Source organism: endosymbiont of unidentified scaly snail isolate Monju (assembly GCF_000801295.1).
GTDB lineage: Bacteria > Pseudomonadota > Gammaproteobacteria > Chromatiales > Chromatiaceae > MONJU.
Genome location: NZ_AP012978.1, coordinates 649,437 through 670,771 on the forward strand (window position 1 = coordinate 649,437; position 21,335 = coordinate 670,771).

General features: G+C 65.4%; 24 protein-coding genes and 1 tRNA gene. 19 read left to right on the top strand and 6 right to left on the bottom strand.

What is annotated here, in order from left to right; genetic code table 11:
* The first annotated feature begins 139 nt into the window (after positions 1-139).
* A complete protein-coding gene (locus EBS_RS03055; RefSeq protein WP_070104711.1) occupies positions 140-1,216 on the top strand; it encodes a GGDEF domain-containing protein in 1,077 nt (358 codons plus the stop codon).
* A 6-nt stretch (positions 1,217-1,222) separates the two neighbouring features.
* Here EBS_RS03055 and EBS_RS03060 read toward each other — a convergent pair whose 3' ends face one another.
* Positions 1,223-1,975 (bottom strand): sulfite exporter TauE/SafE family protein, encoded by a 753-nt coding sequence (locus EBS_RS03060; protein WP_043107259.1) that lies wholly within the window; start codon positions 1,973-1,975, stop codon positions 1,223-1,225.
* A gap of 213 nt (positions 1,976-2,188) precedes the next feature.
* Positions 2,189-2,265 (bottom strand) — tRNA-Arg (locus tag EBS_RS03065).
* Positions 2,266-2,329: 64 nt separating this feature from the next.
* Between EBS_RS03065 and arsS the strand changes: the two genes are divergently transcribed.
* The 3 genes from arsS to EBS_RS03080 are packed head-to-tail and all read left to right on the top strand — an operon-like array spanning position 2,330 to position 4,643.
* The gene (gene arsS / locus EBS_RS03070; RefSeq protein WP_052199242.1) at positions 2,330-3,283 is read left to right on the top strand and encodes an arsenosugar biosynthesis radical SAM (seleno)protein ArsS; all 954 of its coding nucleotides are present in this window, start codon (positions 2,330-2,332) and stop codon (positions 3,281-3,283) included.
* Complete coding sequence (locus EBS_RS03075) at positions 3,280-3,978, top strand: TIGR04283 family arsenosugar biosynthesis glycosyltransferase (protein ID WP_043109136.1); 699 nt, start codon at positions 3,280-3,282, stop codon at positions 3,976-3,978. The genes arsS and EBS_RS03075 overlap by 4 nt, the downstream gene beginning before the upstream one ends.
* Positions 3,951-4,643 carry a TIGR04282 family arsenosugar biosynthesis glycosyltransferase gene (locus EBS_RS03080; RefSeq protein WP_070104712.1) on the top strand — a complete coding sequence of 231 codons (693 nt, stop codon included), beginning with the start codon at positions 3,951-3,953 and terminating at the stop codon, positions 4,641-4,643. Before EBS_RS03075 ends, EBS_RS03080 begins: the two co-directional genes overlap by 28 nt.
* Here the strand turns inward: EBS_RS03080 and EBS_RS03085 are convergent.
* The 3 genes from EBS_RS03085 to flgA all read right to left on the bottom strand — a co-directional run bounded on the left by EBS_RS03085 (position 4,586) and on the right by flgA (position 6,260).
* On the bottom strand, positions 4,586-5,068 hold the full coding sequence (locus tag EBS_RS03085; RefSeq protein WP_043107260.1) for a flagella synthesis protein FlgN: 483 nt from the start codon (positions 5,066-5,068) through the stop codon (positions 4,586-4,588). The genes EBS_RS03080 and EBS_RS03085 overlap by 58 nt on opposite strands.
* Before the next feature lie 3 nt (positions 5,069-5,071).
* Positions 5,072-5,392 (bottom strand): flagellar biosynthesis anti-sigma factor FlgM, encoded by a 321-nt coding sequence (flgM, locus tag EBS_RS03090; RefSeq protein ID WP_052199244.1) that lies wholly within the window; start codon positions 5,390-5,392, stop codon positions 5,072-5,074.
* 148 nt (positions 5,393-5,540) lie between these two features.
* Positions 5,541-6,260: a flagellar basal body P-ring formation chaperone FlgA gene (flgA, locus tag EBS_RS03095; protein WP_171816168.1), complete on the bottom strand. Its 720-nt coding sequence runs from the start codon at positions 6,258-6,260 to the stop codon at positions 5,541-5,543.
* 138 nt (positions 6,261-6,398) lie between these two features.
* Here flgA and EBS_RS03100 point away from each other — a divergent pair, with 138 nt between their 5' ends.
* The 7 genes from EBS_RS03100 (at position 6,399) to flgF (ending at position 11,871) form a co-directional block, all read left to right on the top strand.
* On the top strand, positions 6,399-7,340 hold the full coding sequence (locus EBS_RS03100; RefSeq protein WP_043107261.1) for a chemotaxis protein CheV: 942 nt from the start codon (positions 6,399-6,401) through the stop codon (positions 7,338-7,340).
* Between the two features lie 36 nt (positions 7,341-7,376).
* The gene (locus tag EBS_RS03105; protein WP_043107262.1) at positions 7,377-8,201 is read left to right on the top strand and encodes a CheR family methyltransferase; all 825 of its coding nucleotides are present in this window, start codon (positions 7,377-7,379) and stop codon (positions 8,199-8,201) included.
* Positions 8,202-8,341: 140 nt separating this feature from the next.
* Positions 8,342-8,737: a flagellar basal body rod protein FlgB gene (gene flgB / locus EBS_RS03110; protein WP_043107264.1), complete on the top strand. Its 396-nt coding sequence runs from the start codon at positions 8,342-8,344 to the stop codon at positions 8,735-8,737.
* Positions 8,734-9,147 (top strand): flagellar basal body rod protein FlgC, encoded by a 414-nt coding sequence (gene flgC / locus EBS_RS03115; RefSeq protein WP_043107266.1) that lies wholly within the window; start codon positions 8,734-8,736, stop codon positions 9,145-9,147. Before flgB ends, flgC begins: the two co-directional genes overlap by 4 nt.
* Before the next feature lie 11 nt (positions 9,148-9,158).
* Positions 9,159-9,845: a flagellar hook assembly protein FlgD gene (locus EBS_RS03120; protein WP_043107267.1), complete on the top strand. Its 687-nt coding sequence runs from the start codon at positions 9,159-9,161 to the stop codon at positions 9,843-9,845.
* Between the two features lie 13 nt (positions 9,846-9,858).
* Entirely contained in the window at positions 9,859-11,115 is a 1,257-nt protein-coding gene (flgE, locus tag EBS_RS03125) for a flagellar hook protein FlgE (RefSeq protein WP_043107268.1), read from the top strand.
* A 15-nt stretch (positions 11,116-11,130) separates the two neighbouring features.
* A complete protein-coding gene (flgF, locus tag EBS_RS03130) occupies positions 11,131-11,871 on the top strand; it encodes a flagellar basal-body rod protein FlgF (protein WP_043107270.1) in 741 nt (246 codons plus the stop codon).
* Positions 11,872-12,036: 165 nt separating this feature from the next.
* Here the strand turns inward: flgF and EBS_RS03135 are convergent, their stop codons facing one another.
* Complete coding sequence (locus EBS_RS03135; protein WP_052199246.1) at positions 12,037-12,855, bottom strand: SH3 domain-containing protein; 819 nt, start codon at positions 12,853-12,855, stop codon at positions 12,037-12,039.
* A gap of 386 nt (positions 12,856-13,241) precedes the next feature.
* On the opposite strand from EBS_RS03135, the gene flgG reads away from it, so the two are divergent.
* The 8 genes from flgG (at position 13,242) to EBS_RS13430 (ending at position 21,335) form a co-directional block, all read left to right on the top strand.
* Positions 13,242-14,027, top strand: a complete 786-nt coding sequence (gene flgG, locus EBS_RS03140) for a flagellar basal-body rod protein FlgG (RefSeq protein ID WP_043107272.1) — start codon at positions 13,242-13,244, stop codon at positions 14,025-14,027.
* Between the two features lie 25 nt (positions 14,028-14,052).
* Positions 14,053-14,754, top strand: a complete 702-nt coding sequence (locus EBS_RS03145; RefSeq protein WP_081999790.1) for a flagellar basal body L-ring protein FlgH — start codon at positions 14,053-14,055, stop codon at positions 14,752-14,754.
* Between the two features lie 13 nt (positions 14,755-14,767).
* Positions 14,768-15,775: a flagellar basal body P-ring protein FlgI gene (locus EBS_RS03150; RefSeq protein ID WP_043109144.1), complete on the top strand. Its 1,008-nt coding sequence runs from the start codon at positions 14,768-14,770 to the stop codon at positions 15,773-15,775.
* Entirely contained in the window at positions 15,775-15,903 is a 129-nt protein-coding gene (locus EBS_RS14745; RefSeq protein WP_269446337.1) for a hypothetical protein, read from the top strand. Before EBS_RS03150 ends, EBS_RS14745 begins: the two co-directional genes overlap by 1 nt.
* On the top strand, positions 15,904-16,671 hold the full coding sequence (gene flgJ, locus EBS_RS03155) for a flagellar assembly peptidoglycan hydrolase FlgJ (protein ID WP_052199247.1): 768 nt from the start codon (positions 15,904-15,906) through the stop codon (positions 16,669-16,671).
* 17 nt (positions 16,672-16,688) lie between these two features.
* Positions 16,689-19,451 carry a flagellar hook-associated protein FlgK gene (gene flgK / locus EBS_RS03160; protein WP_052199248.1) on the top strand — a complete coding sequence of 921 codons (2,763 nt, stop codon included), beginning with the start codon at positions 16,689-16,691 and terminating at the stop codon, positions 19,449-19,451.
* 61 nt (positions 19,452-19,512) lie between these two features.
* Positions 19,513-20,460, top strand: coding sequence for a lipid A deacylase LpxR family protein (locus tag EBS_RS03165; protein WP_043107275.1), 948 nt, complete (start codon positions 19,513-19,515; stop codon positions 20,458-20,460).
* Positions 20,461-20,582: 122 nt separating this feature from the next.
* Positions 20,583-21,335, top strand: a complete 753-nt coding sequence (locus tag EBS_RS13430; protein ID WP_171816169.1) for a DUF3108 domain-containing protein — start codon at positions 20,583-20,585, stop codon at positions 21,333-21,335.

Here is a 21,335-nt window from a genome sequence, read left to right on the forward strand (position 1 = left end):
GGAAAAGCGCCCGAAAAACAATTGCCTGTTGGCGGTTGTTCAGGTGGGTCGGTGGAAACAGGGGTTTCGTTTCCCGAATTAAAGTTCGTTCTGCGCTGGCCGTAACAGGAGGCAGGCACACGGAACCAGATGTGACCCCATGGCATTGCAGACACTGAACATTTCGGCGCCGAGGCGTTGTTCCACTATCCAGGTGATCGACAGCCTGGCAGAAATCACGCGTTATCTCGACAAGGAACTGATCGAACACAGCCTGCTGGCCACGCTCAGCGAGTTCGAACGCGACCAGGAACTGCGCCTCTACAAGGTGCTGCGGCACGACCCCAACCTGGAACTCGCCCTGGTGGGAGACTATCGCGAGGGCGTCATCATCCATGGAAGCGATATCCGCTGCCATTCCATCGAGGAAGATCTGGCAGAGTTGATTGCGCGCAGCATCGAGATGGGGCAGATGGTGGTCGTGCCCGATGCCATCCACGGCAAGTCGGCCTATGTTCACCCGATCTACGATCAGGAAGGCGAACTGTATTCGCTGCTGGTGCAGATCTGTTCGCCCTTGCAGACAGGGGACGAATGTCTGATCGGTGGCCTGTTGCGGATCTATTCCAATTACCTGTCGCTGCTGGATCTCAGCCAGAAGGACAAGCTGACCTCACTGCTCAATCGTGACCGCCTGCATACCAACGTGATGCAGATTCTCAGTCGTCAGCGTATGAGTGATGGCTGTAAACACCAGCACAACCGGCGTTGTTACGACGATCAGAAGTTCTGGCTGGGAGTCATCGACATCGACCATTTCAAGCGGGTCAACGATGTCTACGGCCACCTGATCGGTGACGAGATCCTGATTGTCTTCGCTCGCCTGATGCACGAGGTGTTCCGCAACGACGATCTGCTGTTCCGCTACGGTGGCGAGGAGTTCGTGGTCATCATCCGCGCCGACGACAAGGAAAAGGCAAGGCGGGCCTTCGAGCGCTTTCGCACTCGTGTGGCCGAACACGAGTTCCCCATGGTGGGTGCCATGACCGCCTCGCTCGGCGTGGTGGAAATCGATGGTCAGGAGAGTCCTGCCGATGTGATCGACGCGGCTGATCGCGCCATGTACTGGGTGAAGGCGCACGGTCGCAACCGGCTGGCCTTCTACCAGGAGTTGGTGGAAGCGGGTGATATCGTGCCCAAGGCCATGCCGACGGCTGGCGAAATCAACCTGTTCTGAGCGGGCTCAGAAGAACAGCAGCTTGATGATGAAGGCCACCAGTGTGAGGTTGAGCATGCGTCGTATCCAGGCATCGCCGTGGGTCACGCTCGAATGTGCACCCAGCCAGCCCCCGATCGCGTTGCCCAGCGCTAGCCAGGCGCCCACCCACCACATCAGTTGCACCTGCGAGGCGAACACGACCAGCGCCACCACGGTATAGGCGGTGATGATGAACACCTTGTGCATGTTGGTCAGCACCAGGTTCAGTCCCATCACCCGGTGCAGGATGGGCATCAGGATGAAGCCCACGCCGAGCTGGATGAAACCTCCCCAGAAACCCGCGCCCACCATCAGCAGGTGACCGGCCAGCAGGCGGCGAGGCTGTTCGCCGGCGGCTTGCGCAGCGTGTTCGGCCGAGCGCTTGTCTCGCCACATCAGCAACATCACGCCGAGCATGATCAGGGCCACCACGCGATCGAACCATTCGCCCTCCAGGCGCACGCCCACCAGGGCGCCGAACAGGGCGCCCACCGAGGCGGCGGCCGAGAGCGTCAGGCTGAGGCGAAAGTCGGAGAAGCCGCGTTGCCGGAAGGTTGCCACCGCAGTGATGTTCTGCAGCAGGATGGCGATGCGGTTGGTGCCGTTGGCCACGGGGCCGGGCAGGCCCATGAACACCATCAGCGGCACGGTCAGCAGCGAACCACCGCCGGCCACGACGTTCAGCCAACCGCTCACCACCCCGGCCAGCGCCAGCAAGGCCAGTTCCCAGTCACTCATCTCCGGTCTCTCCGCTCGAAAACCCGGAGTCTCGCGCGTGTTGCGGCAGGGAAAAAGTGGAAAATTTCAATACAACGGGGAAGGGGGATTATGGCGCCCGGGGTTCGCTGCAGGAGACCGTCATCGGGCCAAACCGTTCGCGGCGGGGACGCCGCTCCCACATGGCCTGTAGGAGGCCCGTCCCCGGGCCGAATGTTCATGGCGAGAGGGAATTGGCGCCCCCGAGACGATTCGAACGTCCGACCCACCGCTTAGGAGGCGGTTGCTCTATCCGACTGAGCTACGGGGGCAGGGGCGGGCATATTAACATTCCCCGGCCGGTCCCGTATGCTCCGCCGTTTTCAAGAGAGACCCATGCTCGATACCGCCAGTCGTCTGTTTCCCGGTACCTTCCCCGCCTTGCGGCGCGACCGCCTGCACACCCTGCAGGTGAATCTGGGGTATCGCTGCAAGCAGCAGTGCCAGCATTGCCATGTCAATGCCGGGCCCAACCGTTCCGAGGCGATGAGCGAGGAGAACCTGGCGCGCGTGCAGCAGGTGCTGGCGGGCGGAGGCATCGAGACCCTGGACCTCACCGGCGGTGCGCCGGAGCTGCACCCGGGTTTTCGCGAGCTGGTGCGTTTCGCCCGCGGGCAGGGGGTGCGGGTGATCGACCGCTGCAACCTCACCATCCTGGGCGAGCCGGGACAGGAGGACCTGGCCGCGTTCCTCGCCGCCCACCAGGTGGAGGTGGTCGCCTCCCTGCCCTGCTATCTCGAGGAGAACGTCGACGCCCAGCGTGGGCGCGGCGTGTTCCGGCGCAGTATCGAGGGCCTGCGCCGGCTCAACGCGCTGGGTTACGGCGCGGGCGAGGGGTTGGTGCTCAGCCTGGTCTACAATCCCGTCGGCCCGGTGCTGCCGCCGCCGCAACAGGCGCTCGAGGCCGATTACCGCGAGCGTCTGGCCGCCTACGGGGTACGTTTCGACCACCTGCTCACCATCGCCAACATGCCTATCCAGCGCTTCGGCAGCCTGCTCGCCTCGAAGGGGCAGTTCGATGACTACCTGGCCCTGCTCAAGTCGGCGCACCGCGAGGAGAATCTGGCCGCGGTGATGTGCCGCTCGCTGGTGAGCGTGGACTGGCAGGGACGGCTGTACGATTGCGACTTCAACCAGATGCTCGGGCTGCCGCTGTGTGACGGTGGGCGTCCCCTGCACCTGGACAGCCTGAAGCCCGGACGCCTGGAGGGGCTGGCGATCGCGGTGGCCGATCATTGCTACGGTTGTACTGCCGGGCAGGGCAGCAGTTGCGGCGGGGCGCTGACGTGACCACCAGCATCGTGGTGCCGGTGCGCGACGAGGGCGCGGTGATCGAGCACCTGCTCGCGGCATTGCAGCCGGCGCGCGCCGCCGGGCACGAGCTGATCGTGGTCGATGGCGAGAGCGCCGACGATACCCGCGAACGCGCCGTGCCGCATTGCGACCGCCTGCTGGTCTCTCCGCCTGGCCGCGCGCGGCAGCTGAACGCCGGTGCCCGGGTGGCCGGAGGCGACTGGCTGTGGTTCCTGCATGCCGATAGTGGTTTCCCCGAAGGCGTGATGGCGGCGTTGTCGCGCCTGTCTGCCTGTGAGGGTGGCTGGGGCCGTTTCGATGTGCGCCTGGACGACCCGGCCCCCGTGTTCCGGGTGATCGAGACGGCGATGAACTGGCGTTCGCGACTCACCGGCATCGCCACCGGCGACCAGGGGATCTTCGTGCGTCGCGCCCTGTTCGAGCAGGTCGGTGGTTTCCCCGAGATCCCGCTGATGGAAGACCTCGCGCTGTCGGAACGGTTGCGCCGGCACGGCTGGCCCGCCTGCCTGCGTCCACCGCTGCATACGTCGGCCCGGCGCTGGCGCCGACACGGGGTGCTGCGTACCGTGCTGCTGATGTGGCGGTTGCGCCTGGCCTGGTTCCTGGGGGCCGACCCGGCGGTGTTGGCCCGCCGTTACGCATCATGCAGTTCCCCGACGCGCGCATCCTGATCTTCGCCCGGGCCCCGGTGCCGGGGCGAGTGAAGACGCGCCTGATCCCGGCGTTGGGAACCGAGGGGGCCTGCGCGCTGTATCGCGATTGTCTTCTGCACGTGGTCGAGATGGCCTGCGTGGCGGGCCTGGCACCGGTCGAGCTGTGGTGTGCCCCGGATGCCACTCACCCCGTGTTTGCGCAGCTGGCGTCACGCTGGCCGTTGACCTTGCGGGTCCAGCAGGGTGACGACCTGGGTGCGCGCATGCGGCACGCCGCGGCGGCGGCTCTGCACGGGGCACGAAAGGTCGTGTTGATCGGCAGCGACGTGCCGGCGCTGGGCAGTGTGCATCTGCAACGGGCGTTGTGCGATCTGGAGGCGTTCGAGGTGGTGATGAACCCGGCCGAGGATGGCGGCTATGTGTTGCTGGGGGTGCGTACCGATCACCCCGGACTGTTCGAGGACATGCCCTGGGGCGGCGAACAGGTTGCCGCGGAGACGCGCCGGCGCTGCCGCGCGGCGGGACTGCGGCTGCGCGAGGGTGAACGGCTATGGGATCTCGATCGGCCGAACGATCTGGCGCGGCTCGCCGCCGTGCCGGCGTTGGAAGCGTGGGTCGGGCGTGTTCAGCACTTGCCCAGCGAGTGCCCGCCGGCAACACTGCCGCCGGGCCGGGGCGAATAGGTATCGGGGCTGGCCGGGCGGCCGGTGAGGATGCCCAGTGCCTGACGGGCGTGACGTTCGCCGGCCAGCGCCAGCTTGCCGTTGTGGTCGTTCAGCTCGGCCACCTCGCGCGAGAGCGTGAGCAATTCGTGCCAGGTCTCCGCCAGTTCGTCCGGTGCGAAGTGTTGGCTGACGAAGCGTTCGGCGCCGCCCAGGCCACCGGGCAACCCGACCTGTTGCAGCATCTGTTCGCGGGCGCGCACGCTGTGCTCGAGTTGTGCCAGACAGTCGTTCTTCTGGCGCACGGCCTGCTCCAGCGAGGCCGCGTCACCACCACTCAGGGCCCGTTGCTCTTCGAGCAGGATGTCGCGCAGCACGCGCAGTTCCGCCAGCGAGGCCTCGAGAGTGGCGCGGAAGGGGGCCTTGAGCGTGTTGGCGTCGTGCACGGATCAGCCCTGCTCGCCCAGGCCGGCCTCGAAGCGGAGCAACTTGTCGGCGACCCGTGCCGGGTCGATCTCCAGGATGCCGGTGGCCAGCGCCCGCTGCACATCCTGCACACGCTGGCTGTCCACCACCGGCTGGCTGGCGATCTCCTGCTCGAGCTGCTGCAGGCGGTTGGCGCGGTCGGTCATCTGGAAGGTGTCGGCCACGGTGCGCGCCTGGCCGGTGACGCCGCTTTCCTTGCTGTCGTTGCGCGCGCCGCTGGACTGCATGGTCTCCGTGGTGCCCAGTGGGGGGCGGCCGTTGGAACCGTTGATCTCGATACTCATGTCAGCATTACCTGGTTTCTGCCTGTGTCGCGCAGTATATCGTCCAGGATTTGACGGACTTTAGCCAGCAGCGCTAAGTGGTGAATCTGCTTCCGAAAATGCCCTGGTTGGCAGAATCGGTGCGAACGGGTTCACAGTGCATGCCCCTTCAGTGGGCTACCTGCACGGTGCCGGCGGCGATCACCTCGCCGGTGATCTCGCGCCCCGAGGCCTGGTTGCGCACGCGGATGCGGTCGCCCAGGGCGCCGTTCTGCAGGGCCTTGCCTTGCACGCGTACCTGCAGGGGGCCGCGCTGCACCACGATCTGCACCGTGCCGCCACGGCGTACCAGACGGCGGCGCTCGAGCAGGCCGGGGTGCAGGATGCGACCAGCGGCGATCTGGCGGCGTGCGCGCTGGCCGATCAGGTCGCGGGTCTGGGTGTAGAAGGCCTGGTGCAGGCGCGCGGTGTCGCGCTGCTCGATGCGCAGATCGGCCGCGCTGACCTGCTGACCACGGGCCAGCGGCCGGGCCGCCACCACCACCGGTTGCAGGGTGGCGATATCGACCGTGACGTACAGTTTCCAGGGATGCTGGCCGGTGCAGCGCACGCCCACCACGTTGCGCCCCGGGCGCAAGCCGTTGGGCGAGTCATAGGTCTCGAGCGGGCGTTCGCAGCGACGTAGCCGCAGGCGTGGGTCCAGGCGCGCGATCTTCACCTCGATCTGCCCGGGCAGCTGGTCGGCGCGGGCCAGCACATGGGCGCGCGCGGCCTCGCGGATGCGCTGGTGCGATTCGGTGGTGTCATTGCCCGCTCCTGCTGTCGTTGCCAGTATCAGCAGGCACAGCAGCCAGGGCCAGGCATGCAAGGTGTCAATGAATTGACGCATCGTTTCGACCTTCTTTCCTTTCAGGAGCAGGTCAGCAATATCCATGCCCGGAATCGAGTGGTGGGCGCCTAAAGCTCCACCGCCTGCGGCCGTTATGCAGCGTATCCCATCTGAATCGAATCGAAGAGGTGACAAGGCATGGCGGGAATTCTCGACGGCGTCGATTTGCGCACCCAACTGGCCGGGCACAACCGTCTGGAGCTGTTGCTGTTTCGCCTCGGGGGCAAGCAGCGTTACGGCATCAACGTGTTCAAGGTGCAGGAGGTCATTCACTGCCCGCCGCTGACACGGGTGCCGCAGGCGCACCCGGTGGTCAAGGGCATCGCCAACATGCGTGGCAAGACCATCACCATCATGGACCTGTCGATGGCCATCGGTGGACCGCCGCTGGAAGACTACGAGAACAAGTTCACTGTCATCACCGAGTACAACCGGCGTGTGCAGGGCTTTCTGGTCGATTCGGTGGACCGTATCATCAACATGAACTGGCAGGATATCCTGCCGCCACCCCGTGGCGCGGCCGAGGGCACCTACATGACGGCGGTCACTCAGATGGACGGCGAGCTGGTCGAGATCATCGACGTGGAGAAGGTGCTCAAGGAGGTGATCGGTGGGCAGGAAGATGTGTCCGAAGGGGTGATCGAGGAACGGACAGACGAACAGCCGCACCATGTGCTGGTGGTCGACGATTCCAGTGTCGCGCGCAACCAGGTCACCCGGGTCCTCAAGCGGATGGGCGTGGATTTCACTGCCTGCAAGGACGGACAGGAGGCCTGGGAGCAATTGCAGTCCTGGCTGGATGATGAACGCAATGTCGAGGATTTCCTGTCGCTGGTAATCTCGGATGTGGAGATGCCGCGCATGGACGGCTATTCACTCACCAAGAAGATCCGTGAACATCCGGCGCTCGAGAAGCTGCATGTCATTCTGCACACCTCGCTCAGCGGCGTGTTCAACAAGACCATGGTCGCCAAGGTTGGCGCCAATGACTTCCTTCCCAAGTGGGAACCGGATACCCTGGCGATGATCGTGCAGGAACAACTGCGCCAGCACGATCAGGCACGTGCCGATGCGGCGTGATTCCGTGTCTGTAAGGAAGCGGAAACGGACCAAGAGATGAAAGGAGGCGTCAGCCTGTCGGAAGAGCAGTACCAGGCCATCGCCCGTTACCTGGAGCGGTGCGCGGGCATTCGCCTGGGAGCCGGCAAGGAATACCTGGTGGTGAGTCGCCTGCGCGGTGTGCTTCAGCGGCATGGCCTGGCTGGCTTCGATGCCCTCGTGCAGGCCCTGCAAGCGGGCGGTGACCGCGCGATACAGACCGCGGTGGTCGATGCGATGACTACCAATGAGACCTTCTGGTTCCGCGATGCCGCTCATTACCGCATCCTGGTCGAACAATTGTTGCCCGCCTGCATCGGCCGTACCGCGCGTATCTGGTCGGCGGCCGCTTCCACCGGCCAGGAACCCTACAGCATCACCTTCGCCATTCAGGAGGCGGTGCTCTCTGGCCGCCTGCCGCGCGGCTTCGACTACCAGATCCTGGGGACCGACATCTCACCCTCCGCGTTGGCCCAGGCCGAGGCCGCCCGCTACTGCGGGCTGGCAGGGGTGCGCGGACTGACCCTGGAACAGCGCCAGCGTTTCTTTGTGGACGACGGTGACTGCATCGAGGTCCAGGCCGCCTACCGGCGGCAGGTGCGTTTTCGTCCTTTCAACCTGCTCGATTCCTTCGATCAGCTCGGGCGTTTCGACGTCATCTTCTGCCGCAACGTGCTCATCTATTTTTCGCAGGAGCGCAAGCGCGACATCCTCGAGCGTTTCCATCGCACCTTGAATCCCGGCGGCGCCCTGTTCCTGGGTTCCACCGAGTCGATGAGTGAACACGCCGACCTGTTCGAGATGGAACGGCACGGCACAGGGCTGGTGTATCGCCGGTGCTGATTGCCGCCGGCGGCAAGGCCTTGCCCTTCTTGCCGCCGCAGTCCCGCCAGACCTCTCACAAGTAATTGAATCCACAGCGCTGTTCTGCCTGGCACAAAGTCTGCTTCGTGTTCCGTAGACAAGTTGTGTACAGGTGCGACATGAATCTCGACAAGGTCTTTGGCATTCACGAACAGGCATTGCAGTTGCGTGCGCGCCGAGCCGAGGTGCTGGCCGCCAACCTGGCGAATGCCGACACTCCCGGCTACAAGGCACGTGATTTCGATTTCCGCGAGATCCTGCGTGGCCAGTTGCCCCCGCAGGTACAGCTCGCGGCGACCCGGCCCGGGCATATCGTCCCACCGCGCGAGGCGCTGCCGCCTGCTGCACTGCAATACCGCGTACCCCAGCAGCCTTCGCTCGACGGCAACACCGTGGAGGTAGAGCGCGAGCAGGTCGAATACAGCGCCAACGCGGTGCAGTACCAGGCCAGCCTGCGCTTTCTCGACGAGACCATTCGCACGCTCAGGACCGCCATCAAGGGGGCTGCCCAATGAGTAGCTTCAAGATCTTCGATATTGCCGGCTCCGGCATGAATGCGCAGAACCTGCGCCTGAACATCGTCTCTTCCAACCTGGCCAACGTGGATGCGGTATCGAGCAGCGCGGGCGAGACCTACCGGGCGCGCGAGCCGGTGTTTCGCGCCATCCTCGATCGCTTCGACCCGCAGGCGCCGGCGCAGGGCGTGAGCATGGTCGGTGTGGTCGAGAGCCAGGCGCCGCTGGTGCGCGAATACGCGCCGAATCACCCGATGGCGGACGAGGACGGCTACATCTACCGGCCCAATGTGAACGCCGTCGAAGAGATGGCCAACATGATTTCCGCTTCACGCGCCTATCAGAACAACGTGGAGGTGCTCAACGCAGCCCGCCAGATGCTGATGGCGACCATCAATCTCGGACGTTGAGGCAGACCGACATGAGTGTGACCGCACTGGACAATACCCAGGACCCCTTCGCCGCGTTGGGACTGAGCCGCCGCGAGGAACAGCAGGGGACCAATGATCCCTCCGAGCTGGGCATGGGGACCTTCCTCAAGCTGATGGTGACCCAGATGAACAACCAGGACCCGTTCAAGCCCATGGAGAACGGCGACTTCCTCGCACAGATCGCGCAGTTCGGTGCGGTCTCCGGGCTGGATCGGCTCAATACCCAGATCAGCGACCTGTCCACTTCGCTCACCTCGGGCCAGGCCCTGCAGGCCGGTGGACTGGTGGGGCACGAGGTCCTGGTGCCGGTGGACAGCGGCTACCTGGCGCCTGGCGGCAGTATTCGCGGCCAGGTCGAGCTGCCGCAGTCCAGCCCCGAGGTGACGCTGCGCATCCACGACCAGGCCGGGCAACTGGTGCGCGAGCTGCCGCTGGGCGGCGCACCCGGTGGTCCGCTGCGCTTCGACTGGGATGGCACCGACGACGCCGGCGCCCATCTGCCGCCCGGCCGCTACCGGGTAAGTGTCACCGCGGTCCAGGGCGAGAGCAGCGTCGATCTGCAGACCCAGCTGTTCTCGCGGGTGGAATCGGTCAGCCTGTCCGCCCGCGAGGGCCTGACCCTGAATCTCGAAGGCCTGGGACCGGTGGCCTTCGCCAACATTCAACAGATCTTCTGACCGGAGGCAAGCCATGTCCTTTCGCATCGCACTCAGCGGCCTGAACGCCGCATCCACGGACCTCGAGGTCACCGGCAACAATATCGCCAACGCATCGACCATCGGCTTCAAGGAGTCGCGCGCCGAGTTCGCCGACATGTATGCCAGTGCCATCCAGGATACCTCCAAGAACGCGGCAGGGCAGGGCGTGCAGGTGGCGCGCATCGCCCAGCAGTTCGGCCAGGGCTCGGTGGACTTCACCTCCAACAATCTCGATCTGGCGATCAGTGGTCAGGGCTTCTTCGTGCTGCAGAATCCGGATGGCACCATCAGCTATACCCGGGCCGGGGCCTACAGCGTGGACCGCAACGGTTATGTCATCAATCACGCCAACGACCGGCTCCAGGTGTACCCGGCGGTCAACGGGGTGGGCGGCACGACCACCTTCAACACCGGGGTATTGCAGGATCTGCAACTGCCCACCACGCCCAGCGCGCCGCAACCCACCAGCGAGGTGACCGCTTCGCTGAACCTGAATTCTTCCGAGACGGTGCCGGCGGTAGCCTTCGACCCGGCCAACCCGGCCAGCTACAACAGCTCGACCTCGACCACCATCTACGACTCGCTGGGCAATCCGCACACCGCAACCTTCTATTTCCGCAAGACCGCCAACAATGCCTGGGACAGCTATGTGTACGTGGATGGCAACAGCATCCAGACCGGTACCACCACGCCCCCGGCGACCGCCGACGTGGCGCTGAGCTTCAGCGCCTCGGGCGCCCTGACCTCGCCGGCAGGCGGCATTGCCACCCTGAGTACCTTCACCCCGTCCGGTGGCGGGGCACCGCTCACCATCGACCTCAACCTCACGGGCACCACCCAGTACGGTGCGGCCTTCGGGGTCAACAACCTCATTCAGGATGGCTATACCTCGGGTCGCCTGGCCGGCGTGGACATCGACACCGAGGGTGTGATCTTCGCGCGTTATACCAACGGCCAGTCTTCGGCGCTGGGCAAGGTGGCGTTGGCCAAGTTCAACAACAACCAGGGATTACGCCAGGTCGGTGACACCGCCTGGGTGGAGTCCTACCAGTCGGGCGCGGCGCAGCTGGGCGAGGCCGGGACCTCGAGCTTCGGGCAGATCCAGTCAGGGGCACTGGAGGCATCGAACGTGGACGTGGCGGAACAGCTGGTCAACCTGATCACTGCGCAGCGCAACTTCCAGGCCAATGCCAAGGCCATTTCCACGGGTGACCAGATCACCCAGGCCATCATCAACCTGGCCCGCTGATCGGGAGGCTGAGCCATGGACCGTATGCTGTATATCGCCATGAGCGGCGCGCGCGAGACCTTGATCGCCCAGGGCAATGCGAGCAACAACCTGGCGAACGCCAATACCACCGGCTTTCTGGCGGACCTCAACCAGTTTCGCAGCATGCCGGTCTATGGGCCCGGGCATCCTACTCGCGTATACGCCCTGGACGAGCGGCCGCAGACCGATTTCACGCACGGCGTCATCACCCAGACCGGGCGGGCCCTGGACGTGGCGGTCAAGGACGGTGGCTGGATCGCGGTGCAGGCGCGCGACGGTTCCGAGGCCTATACCCGGCGTGGTGACCTGAAGGTCGATGCCTCGGGCCTGCTGGTCACCGGCAACGGCTTGCCGGTACTGGGCGATGGGGGTCCTATCGCGTTGCCGCCCTACGATGCCATCCAGATCGGCAGCGATGGCACCATCTCGATTCGCCCGCAGGGTGCGGCGGCCAGCGAGCTGGCGGTAATCGATCGCATCAAGCTGGTGGCACCGCAGTTCGATCGCATGGTCAAGGGTGAGGATGGTCTGATGCGCCTGAAGGATGGTGGCGAGGCCGAGGCGGCGGCCGAGCAGCGCCTGGTCTCGGGCGCGCTGGAGGCGAGCAACGTCAACATCGTCAACGAGATGGTGGAGATGATCGAGTTGCAGCGCCGCTTCGAGATGCAGATCAAGCTGATGAAGACCGCCGAGGAGACCGCCTCGGCCAGCGCTTCGGTCGTGCGCCCGGTCTGAACCTCGCAGCCTGTCGGACGTGACGCTGTCTGGCGGCAAATCCGTGGACAGCGCTCAACTGAACTTGTCGAACTCGTTCTTCTGCGCAGAGCATCGTTCAGGAACGCGGAGCAGGCGCCGGTTGCGGTTTGTGTCCGGCGCCGTTCGACGGGTGCAGCATCCGGGTTAGTCGGCCTCCTCGGCCAGGAAGGCGGCGACATAGCCGATGAGATGGCCCTCGGGCAGGTAGATCTCATACCACTGCCCGTCCCGGGACTCCCCGAGCCGATAGACGATATCGCCGGCGTTGCGCCGATCGATGATTTCGGCTTGCAGATCGGGCTGGATGCGGATGTTGACTCGGGTACGATGGATGCGCAGGCGCGGCAGGCGCTGTACGTATTCCTCGACCCGCTTGCGGGCCGGTTCCACTCCCTGCTGTGCCGCCAGCGCTTCCCAGAACACGGCCAGGCCGTCGTCGCGCTCCGTACCGTAGCCCTCGGCATACATGATGCCCAGGTTCATCTGTGCCCAGGCATGGCCCTGGCGCGCGGCCAGGGTGAACCAGCGGAACGATTGCTGCAGATCCCGCTCTTCCGGTGGACGGCTGGCATACAGCAGGGCCAGGTTGTATTGCGCCTTGGCTATCCCCTTGGCGGCGGCCTTCTCGTACCAGTAGCGGGCCTTTTCGGGATCGCGCTCGACCCCCTTGCCCTTGTGGTAGATGGCGCCGAGGTTGACCATGGCCTTGCCATACCCTTGTGCCGCAGCCTTTTCGTACCAGGCAATGGCCTTCTCGATATCGCGGGTCCTTTCCTGTCCCGCTTCGTAGAAAAGCCCGAGCACGTACTGGGCTTGTGGATCACCCTCGTGGGCCAGTCGCAGTGTCTCCTTCAGCACCAGCGAAAGGGATGAGGTTTTCGCGTCTGCGGCCTGTTCCGCCTGGAGGGGCAGGGGGGCCAGGGAAAGGATCAGCAGCCAGGCGGCAAGGGTGTTCTGCTTCATGGGTTCGGCGGGCCTGTCGTTTCTGAAGGTGCGGTCGTCGGCATTTCCTGCGCCTTGGGGATCTCCGGTCAGGTCGTTCCCTGACGAGCCGGGAGGCTCGGGTGTTATCCCCCTCCCGACCTTCCCCGCAAGTGGCGGAGGGAACCGACCGGAGGCTCCCTTGGCTCCGGCGAACTTATACCCTCGACGCCTCGTGCCTGCAAATGGCCGCCGTGCCACTCGGGCGGCAAGGTCTTGCCGCTCGATCAGGCCATGGCGCGGTCCCCGGTCGGCCAGGGGCCGTTCTGGCGGGGCTTGTGCGACATGGCAAGCCTCTTGCTTGCTTCTCGGGTGAAGAGCCAACCCGCCGGGGCGATGACGCACCGGCACGAAAGGAGAGAATGCCCATGTACCCCGCACTCTGGATCGCCAAGACCGGACTCGACGCCGAGCAGACCCGCATGTCGGTGATCTCCAACAACCTGGCCAACGTCAATACCACCGGCTTCAAGCGTGATCGCGCGGTGTTCGAGGACCTGATGTACCAGAACATTCGCCAATCCGGTGCCAGCAGTACCCAGGACACCAATCTGCCCTCGGGTCTCTATCTGGGCACTGGCGTGCGCACCGTGTCCACCCAGAAGCTGCACACCCAGGGCAACATCGTGCAGACCAACAACAGTTTCGACGTGGCGGTGCAAGGCAACGGCTTCTTCCAGATCAGCCATCCCGACGGCAGCATCGTCTACACGCGCGACGGCGCCTTCGGCCTGGATGCCAACGGGCAGCTGGTGACCCAGAACGGCTTCCCGCTGGAGCCGGCGATCACGGTGCCGGCCAACACCATCAAGGTGACCATCGGCTCGGACGGCACGGTCTCCGCGCTGGTGGCGGGCAACACCACGCCGACCACCATTGGCACTATCACCCTGGCGCAGTTCGTCAACCCGACCGGGCTGGAGGCCATCGGTGACAACCTCTATCGCGAGACTGCCGCCAGCGGTGCGGCGCAGGTCGATACCCCCGGGCAGAACGGGGCGGGCACCCTGATCCAGGGCGCGTTGGAGAATTCCAACGTCAACGTGGTCGAGGAGCTGGTGAACATGATCGAGACCCAGCGTGCCTACGAGATGAACTCCAAGGCCATCTCCACCACCGACGACATGCTGGTCTACGTGAGCCAGCAGCTCTGAGCCTGAGGTACGCGGGATGATGCCGATGCATACCATGCGACGCCTGGCCGGCCTGCTGGTGCTGGCCGTGTTCGCGCTGGCTGGCTGCCAGTCGCAGCCAAAGCGCGACCCGGCCTTCGCACCGGTGCCGCCCGAGGTACCGAAGCCGGCGGCGCAGGCCAATGGCGCCATCTACCAGGCCGGCTTCGAGCATCGCTGGTTCGAGAATGTGCGCGCGCGGCGAGTGGGTGACATCCTGCTGGTGACCCTGGTGGAGAACACCGAGGCCAAGCATACCAATGCCGGCAAGGTGAAGAAGTCCAATACCAGCTCGATCACCAATCCCACCCTGCTGGGCAAGCCCTTCAGCTTCGTGCTGCCAGGCGTGACCGGCGGCAAGGACGCGGACCTGGGCGCCAGTCTGTCATCGAGCAGTGATTTCTCGGGTAGCGGCGAGAACACCCAGAACAACCAGTTCAATGGCTCCATCTCGGTGATGGTCACCGAGGTGTTGCCCAACGGCTACCTGCGGGTGCGCGGCGAGAAGCGCATCGCCATGACCGGTGGTAACGAGTACATCCGCGTCTCCGGCATCGTGCGGCCCGAGGACATCGACGTGGACAACAGCATCGCCTCGACCAAGATCGCCGATGCCACCCTCACCTACGTGGGCGACGGCCAGACCGGCATGGCCTCGACCATGGGCTGGCTGGCGAAGTTCTTCATCTCGGCGGTGATGCCTTTCTAGAGGGGACATGACGATGCGCAAGGTGCTGATCTTCTTCCTGTCACTCGGCCTGCTGAGCAGTGCGGTTCGGGCCGAGCGCATCAAGGACCTGGCCAATGTGCAGAGCCTGCGCAGCATGCTCACCCAGCTCGGCATCGTGGTGCCGCCCGGCACCAAGATCAATCCCAAGAACGTGGCGGCGGTGACGGTACATGCCGAGCTGCCACCCTTCGTCAAGCCGGGGCAGCGCATCGACGTTACCGTCTCGTCGATCGGCGACGCCAAGAGCCTGCGTGGCGGCAGCCTGCTGATGACCCCGCTGAAGGGTATCGACGGCAAGGTGTACGCCATCGCCCAGGGCAACCTGGTGGTCGGCGGCCTGTCCGCCGAGGGCGCGGATGGTTCGCGGGTGACCATCAACATTCCCAGCTCGGGCCGGATTCCGGATGGGGCTACCGTGGAACGCACGGTAGCAACCGGTTTTGCCAGCAACCCGACCCTGACCCTGACCCTCAAGGAGGGTGACTTCACTACCGTCTCGCGCGTAGTCAAGGCGATCAACGACACCATCGGCCCCGGCACCGCGCGTGCCCTCGACATGGCCTCGGTGCAGGTCAATGCGCCGGCGGACATCGGCCAGCGTGTGACCTTCATGTCCATGATCGAGAACATCGAGGTCGAGCCCGCGCAGGCCGTGGCGCGGGTGATCGTCAATTCGCGTACCGGCACGGTGGTCATCAACCAGGCAGTGCGAGTGGCACCGGCCGCGGTGTCGCACGGCAGCATGACGGTCACGATCAGCGAGGCGCCACAGGCCTCGCAGCCCAATCCCCTGAGCGGTGGACAGACCGTGGTGGTGCCCAACAGCCAGGTGGATGTCACCGAGAACGGGCGGCACATGTTCAAGTTCGCGCCCGGGGTGACCCTCGACGAGGTAGTGCGCGCGGTCAACGAGGTGGGGGCCGGTCCCAGTGACCTGGTGGCCATTCTCGAGGCGCTCAAGCAGGCCGGTGCGCTGAAGGCGGACCTGGTGATCATCTGATGAGTATCGAACTGGCCCAGGTCTATACCGATTTCTCCGCGCTGGGCAGCCTGCGTGCCCGTGCGCGTGCCGACCGCGAGGGGGCGGTGGACGAGGTGGCGAGCCAGTTCGAATCGCTGTTCACGTAGATGATGTTGCGCAGCATGCGCGACGCCAGCTTCGGCGGCGGTCTGCTCGACAGCCAGCAGAGCCGCTTCTACCGCGACATGTACGACCAGCAGCTCGCCATCGAGCTGAGCAGCCAGCGTGGCCTGGGGCTGGCCGAGGTGATCAAGCGGCAGCTCCAGGGCATGCAGCCGGCCAGTGGCGCGGGACGGACGCCGACCGACTATCGCGCACAGACCATTGCCCCAGCGCCAGTCGATCCCGCAACACCCGCCGAGGCGCCACCGGTGCTTGATGGCACACCGGAGGGCTTCGTGCACACATTGTGGCCGGCGGCAGAGAAGGCCGCCCGGGAACTGGGCCTGCCGCCCGAGGCCCTGCTGGCCCAGGCCGCACTGGAGACCGGCTGGGACGCACACGTGATGACGCGCGCCGACGGCAGTTCCAGTCACAACCTGTTCGGTATCAAGGCCGACGAACGCTGGTCGGGGGAACGGGTGACGGTGACGACCCTGGAATATCGCGATGGCGTGGCAGTGCGGACCCGCGCCGATTTCCGCGCCTATACGGACTGGGAGGAGAGTTTCACGGACTATGTGCGCTTCGTCCGCGACAACCCCCGTTACCGGCAGGCGCTGGAAGTGGCCGATGACCCGCAACGTTATTTCGAGGCGCTGCAGAAGGCAGGCTATGCCACCGATCCGGCCTATGCCGAGAAGATCCAGCGCATCCTCGAACGCGGCACCTTGCATACCGCCGCCATGGACAAGGAGGGCGCAAGGGCCGGGTGACCGGCCGCGCATGAAGCATGGCAAACATCCTCAACACCGGTGTCAGTGCCCTCAACGCCTTCAAGCGCCAGCTGGCGACCACCGGGCACAATATTGCCAACGTCAACACCGAGGGCTACAGCCGCCAGCGAGTGGAACTGGCCACCCTGGCGCCGCAGGCGGGCAGCGACGGCTTCACCGGTTCCGGCGTCAATGTCACCGCCATCCGCCGCAGCTACGACGACTATCTGGCCGGCAGGGTGCGCGCCTACAACGCCTCGCAACAGGAGTACGCCATCTACCAGGAGCGTGCAGGGCAGGTGGACAACGTCATCGCGGATGCCGCCTCGGGGCTGGATTCGATGATGCAGGACTTCTTCGCCAGCATCGAAGACCTGTCCGCCGACCCGACCTCCATCCCCGCGCGCAACGTCATGCTCAACCGGTCCGAGGTGCTGGTCGACCGTTTCCATTCGCTCGACGGCTGGATGAACGACCTGCGGACCCAGGTCGATCGTGACCTGGAGAACTTCGCCAGCGAGATCAACGGTCTGGGTTCTGCCATCGCGTCGGTGAACCAGCGCATCCAGGCACTCAGTGCCGGCATCAAGAACCCGCCCAACGATCTGCTGGACGAGCGCGACCGGCTGATCGACAAGTTGTCGCAATACGTCAAGGTCGACACCGTGGCGCAGGACAATGGCGCCATGAACGTCTTCATCGGCAACGGCCAGGCGCTGGTGATCGGCGAGAACGCCAATCGCATGTCGGTGATCAACAATGCCGAGGCGGCCGACCGCAAGGAGCTGGCGATCGACATCCTCGGTGCGGGCAGTACGGTGGTCACCGGGCAGATCAGCGGCGGCAAGCTGGGCGGCCTGTTGCGCTTCCGCGACGAGGTGCTCGATCCCGCACAGAACACCCTGGGCCTGGTGGCCATCGGCTTGGCCGAACGCTTCAATGCCCTGCACCGTACCGGCATGGACCTGGACGGTGACCTGGGTGGGGACTACTTTGCCCTGGCCGCGCCCGAGGTGCTGGCCAATCCGGGTAACGTCGGCAGCATCAGTGTCGGTATCGACAGCGTGGCCGGCCTGCAACCGCACGAGTACCAGCTCGTCTACGACGGCGCGAACTGGAATCTGACCGACCTGACCACCGGCGGCAACGTGGCCCTGAGTGGCGCCGGCACCGCGGCCAGCCCCCTGGTGGCCGACGGCATGGCGATCGTGGTGGGGACGCCGCCGGCGGCCGGTGATCGCTACCGGCTGCGGCCGACGCGTGACGGCGCATCGGCCATCGACACCCTGGTGAAGAACACCCGCGACATTGCTGCCGCCGACCCGGTGCGTACCGCCCCGGTGGGGAGCAACACCGGTACTGGACAGATCGGTGCCGGCGCCCTGGTCACGCGAACCGGCAACACCCCGCTGGCCGCGCCGGTCACCCTCAGCTATGACAGCGCGCTCAAGCAGTTCAACCTGTCCAGCGGCGGCAGCATCCCCTACGACCCGGCGACCGACAGCGGAAACACCCTGACGGTGACGCTGGCCGGCCTGGGCGATTTCAGTTTCCGCATGACCGGCAACCCGGCCAATGGCGACCAGTTCGTGCTTGCCGACAACACCGGCGGGGTGGGCGACAACCGTAACGCGATGCGCCTGTCGGACCTGCAGAAGACTTCCCTGCTGTTCGGCAACAGCGCCACCCTCGGTGATGCCTACGGCTACCTGATGGCCGACGTGGGTACCCGCACCCGCCAGGCTGCCGACAACGCCGACGTCCAGGCACAACTGCTGGGTCAGGCGGAGTCCGCGCGCTCCGCTACCTCGGGTGTGAATCTCGACGAGGAGGCCGCCGAGCTGGTGCGTTTCCAGCAGGCCTACGCGGCCGCCGCACAGGTGGTCGCCACCCCCTACCTGTTCTCCCGCGGCGTGGATGTGATGTTGCGCAAGCAGGTCGAGATCAGCCAGACCGAGCTGCAACTGGCCAACGGCCGGCGCATCCTCCATCCTTCCGACGACCCGGCCGGTTCGGTGCAACTGCTCGACCTGAAGGAGACCAAGGCCCGGCTGGACCAGTTTCAGCGCAATGCCGATGCAGCGAACGCCCGCCTGTCCGCCGAGGAGGTCGCCCTCGAGGGCATCGGCAACCTGCTGCAACGGGTGCGCGAACTGACCGTGCAGGGCAACAACGACGCCCTGAGCGCGCAGGACCGCAAGGCCATCGCGCTGGAGATCCGTCAGCATGCCGAGGGCTTTCTGCAACTGGCCAACAGCCGCGACGCCAACGGCGAATACCTGTTTGCCGGTTATCGTACCGATACGCCGCCACTGAGCCACGACGGCGCCGGCAACTTCACTTACAACGGCGATGCCGGGCAACGCCGGGTCAAGGTGGGCGATACCCGCGAGATCGCCATGAACGACCCGGGCACCCTGTTCATGGACCTGCCGGCGGCCGGTGGCGGTACCACCGACATCGGTGCCGTGCTCTGGCGTATTGCCGACAACTTCGCCGCGGGCAACCGCGATGCCAACGGTCTGACCGACCTGGACAATGCCATGGGGCGCATCCTCGAGACCCGCGCCTCGGTGGGGGCGCGCATGAACGCCATCGAGGAACAGAAGACCGCCAATGCCTCGTTCAGCGTTGCGGTCGAGCAGGTGCGCTCCACGCTGGAAGACCTGGACTATGCCGAGGCGATCAGCCGCTTCAACCAGCAGCTCGCCGCCCTGCAGGCCTCGCAGCAGAGCTTTCTCAAGATCCAGGGGCTCAGCCTGTTCGACTACCTGCGCTGAGGAACCTCTGAAGTCGCGAGGCCCTTGCCGCACCGGATTCGATACACTGCCGGCCGCTGCCGTGCGTCAGGGGATTGGTGTCTATTTCGACCAGGATCTGCTGCTGCCCCTGGTCAACGAGGATCGCGACTACACCATGGGTGTGGGCATCGAGTTCTTCCAGGAGGACGAGGGCTTCTATCCCTTCGAATACCCCCTCAAGCTGGTGGCGCGCTTTCTCGGCATCCACGAGGCCGAGCGCCGGGTGCGCCGCAGTTACCTGCTCGGGTCGGTCAACTACACGCCGGACGACCTGTCGGCCAGCGCGCCACTGGTCGGCGAGCGGCCCTACGCCTCGGTACTCTATCTGGCCAACAAGCGGGTACTGGCCGATCGCCAAAAGGCCGTCGGCGTGGAGGTGCAGGTCGGTCTGCTCGGTACCTATCTGGCGCGCGAGATCCAGCGCAAGCTGCATCGGGCCTGGCGCGGGGCCACCGGCAGCGACCAGCCGGTGACGCCACGTGGCTGGAGCAATCAGGTCAGTGCCGGCGGCGAGCCCACCCTGCGCCTGCGCCTGGCGCGCTCCGACCTGCTGGCGGAAAACCCCGGGCACTGGGACCTGGCGAGCAGTGCGGACATCAGCCTGGGCTACCAGACCAACGCCAGCCTGGGCCTGGCTGCCCGGGGCGGGGTGATCGCCAGCCCTTTCTGGAGCCTGCCTTACGATCCCATCAATCGCGGCCACTTCGTGCCGGCCTTCGGGGGCGACGAAGCCTATTTCTGGGTGGCGGTACGCGGCCGGGTGGTGGGCTACGACGCCCTGTTGCAGGGGCAGTTTGGCGACAGTGTGTTGACCTACGATGCCAGCCGGATTCGGCGCCTGGTGCTGGATGCGGGGAGCGGCGTGACCGGGAGCTGGGGTGGCTGGCAGCTGACCGTCTCGGCCAATCTGAAGACCTCCGAGCTGGATACGGGGGCTGCCGATCGCACGCACTGGTGGGGTGGATTGTACCTGGTGACGCGGTTCTGATAAAAAAACTGGCGCCAGGTGGCGCCAGAATAATGACGAGGGGGGCTCGTCTGGCTGAGGAGGCAAACGATTCAGCTTGCGGACGCTCCGGGGCCTCTCAGCAGGGCGTCCACGGTGCGTCCGTGGCGAGCAGGCCGGCCGGGTCTGCGCTGGCCTGCCGACGCAGCTGCTCGATCGCGGCCAGGGCCTGTGCCGGATCACCGAGGCTGCCGTCTCCCGACGCCCCCTACCTGGAGAGCGAACTGTTCGCTTCCTCGGCGCCTTATGGCGCGGTCGAGGCCTTCTACGCCATTCGTTACCGTTTCCGTTCCTGGTACTGGCGTGACCGCTCCGGTGTGCTTGCCGCCGAGTATCACGAATTCGGGCGGCCCGACGATCTGGAGCACAAGCTGATCTATCTCGACGATCCCGAGAAACCCTTCATCGCGCGCAACCTGCTGCACGAGGGAGAGCTGGACCTGCCCCGGTTGCGCACCGGTGCCTATGCTGCGCGGGTGGCCGTCGGCGAGCGTCATGCCTTCGACCGGCTGGGCCTGCTGCAGGCGGTCAGAAGCCGTGCCCTGCGGCCGGGCGAGGTGTTCGAGGCCCGGGTCTCCAATGGCAGCCGCATGCTGAATTACCGGGTTAAGGTGGAAAAGGTCACGCGCGTGCACGTCGCTGGCAGCGAGCGGGAGGCCCTCAAACTGCGTTTCGATGGCATCGAGTACGACCGGCGCGGCAGGGCAAAGGCGACGCATCGTCCCGTCTACATCTGGGTGAGCACCGACGCTCGCCATATCCCCCTGCTGGCAGAGGCGCGTGCCGCGGTCGGCAGGTTCCGCGTGGAGCTGCAGCCGTCATCCCCGCGATCGGAGCTGGCGCTGCGTTCCGGTTGA

What these genes read in the sequence shown, in the direction of transcription:
- EBS_RS03055 (WP_070104711.1), top strand. Translation starts at nt 140, where the DNA reads ATGGCATTGCAGACACTGAACATTTCGGCGCCGAGGCGTTGTTCCACT.
- EBS_RS03060 (WP_043107259.1), bottom strand. Translation starts at nt 1,975, where the DNA reads ATGAGTGACTGGGAACTGGCCTTGCTGGCGCTGGCCGGGGTGGTGAGC.
- arsS (WP_052199242.1), top strand. Translation starts at nt 2,330, where the DNA reads ATGCTCGATACCGCCAGTCGTCTGTTTCCCGGTACCTTCCCCGCCTTG.
- EBS_RS03080 (WP_070104712.1), top strand. Translation starts at nt 3,951, where the DNA reads ATGCAGTTCCCCGACGCGCGCATCCTGATCTTCGCCCGGGCCCCGGTG.
- flgM (WP_052199244.1), bottom strand. Translation starts at nt 5,392, where the DNA reads ATGAGTATCGAGATCAACGGTTCCAACGGCCGCCCCCCACTGGGCACC.
- flgA (WP_171816168.1), bottom strand. Translation starts at nt 6,260, where the DNA reads ATGCGTCAATTCATTGACACCTTGCATGCCTGGCCCTGGCTGCTGTGC.
- EBS_RS03100 (WP_043107261.1), top strand. Translation starts at nt 6,399, where the DNA reads ATGGCGGGAATTCTCGACGGCGTCGATTTGCGCACCCAACTGGCCGGG.
- EBS_RS03105 (WP_043107262.1), top strand. Translation starts at nt 7,377, where the DNA reads ATGAAAGGAGGCGTCAGCCTGTCGGAAGAGCAGTACCAGGCCATCGCC.
- flgB (WP_043107264.1), top strand. Translation starts at nt 8,342, where the DNA reads ATGAATCTCGACAAGGTCTTTGGCATTCACGAACAGGCATTGCAGTTG.
- flgC (WP_043107266.1), top strand. Translation starts at nt 8,734, where the DNA reads ATGAGTAGCTTCAAGATCTTCGATATTGCCGGCTCCGGCATGAATGCG.
- EBS_RS03120 (WP_043107267.1), top strand. Translation starts at nt 9,159, where the DNA reads ATGAGTGTGACCGCACTGGACAATACCCAGGACCCCTTCGCCGCGTTG.
- flgE (WP_043107268.1), top strand. Translation starts at nt 9,859, where the DNA reads ATGTCCTTTCGCATCGCACTCAGCGGCCTGAACGCCGCATCCACGGAC.
- flgF (WP_043107270.1), top strand. Translation starts at nt 11,131, where the DNA reads ATGGACCGTATGCTGTATATCGCCATGAGCGGCGCGCGCGAGACCTTG.
- EBS_RS03135 (WP_052199246.1), bottom strand. Translation starts at nt 12,855, where the DNA reads ATGAAGCAGAACACCCTTGCCGCCTGGCTGCTGATCCTTTCCCTGGCC.
- flgG (WP_043107272.1), top strand. Translation starts at nt 13,242, where the DNA reads ATGTACCCCGCACTCTGGATCGCCAAGACCGGACTCGACGCCGAGCAG.
- EBS_RS03145 (WP_081999790.1), top strand. Translation starts at nt 14,053, where the DNA reads ATGCATACCATGCGACGCCTGGCCGGCCTGCTGGTGCTGGCCGTGTTC.
- EBS_RS03150 (WP_043109144.1), top strand. Translation starts at nt 14,768, where the DNA reads ATGCGCAAGGTGCTGATCTTCTTCCTGTCACTCGGCCTGCTGAGCAGT.
- EBS_RS14745 (WP_269446337.1), top strand. Translation starts at nt 15,775, where the DNA reads ATGAGTATCGAACTGGCCCAGGTCTATACCGATTTCTCCGCGCTGGGC.
- flgJ (WP_052199247.1), top strand. Translation starts at nt 15,904, where the DNA reads ATGATGTTGCGCAGCATGCGCGACGCCAGCTTCGGCGGCGGTCTGCTC.
- flgK (WP_052199248.1), top strand. Translation starts at nt 16,689, where the DNA reads ATGGCAAACATCCTCAACACCGGTGTCAGTGCCCTCAACGCCTTCAAG.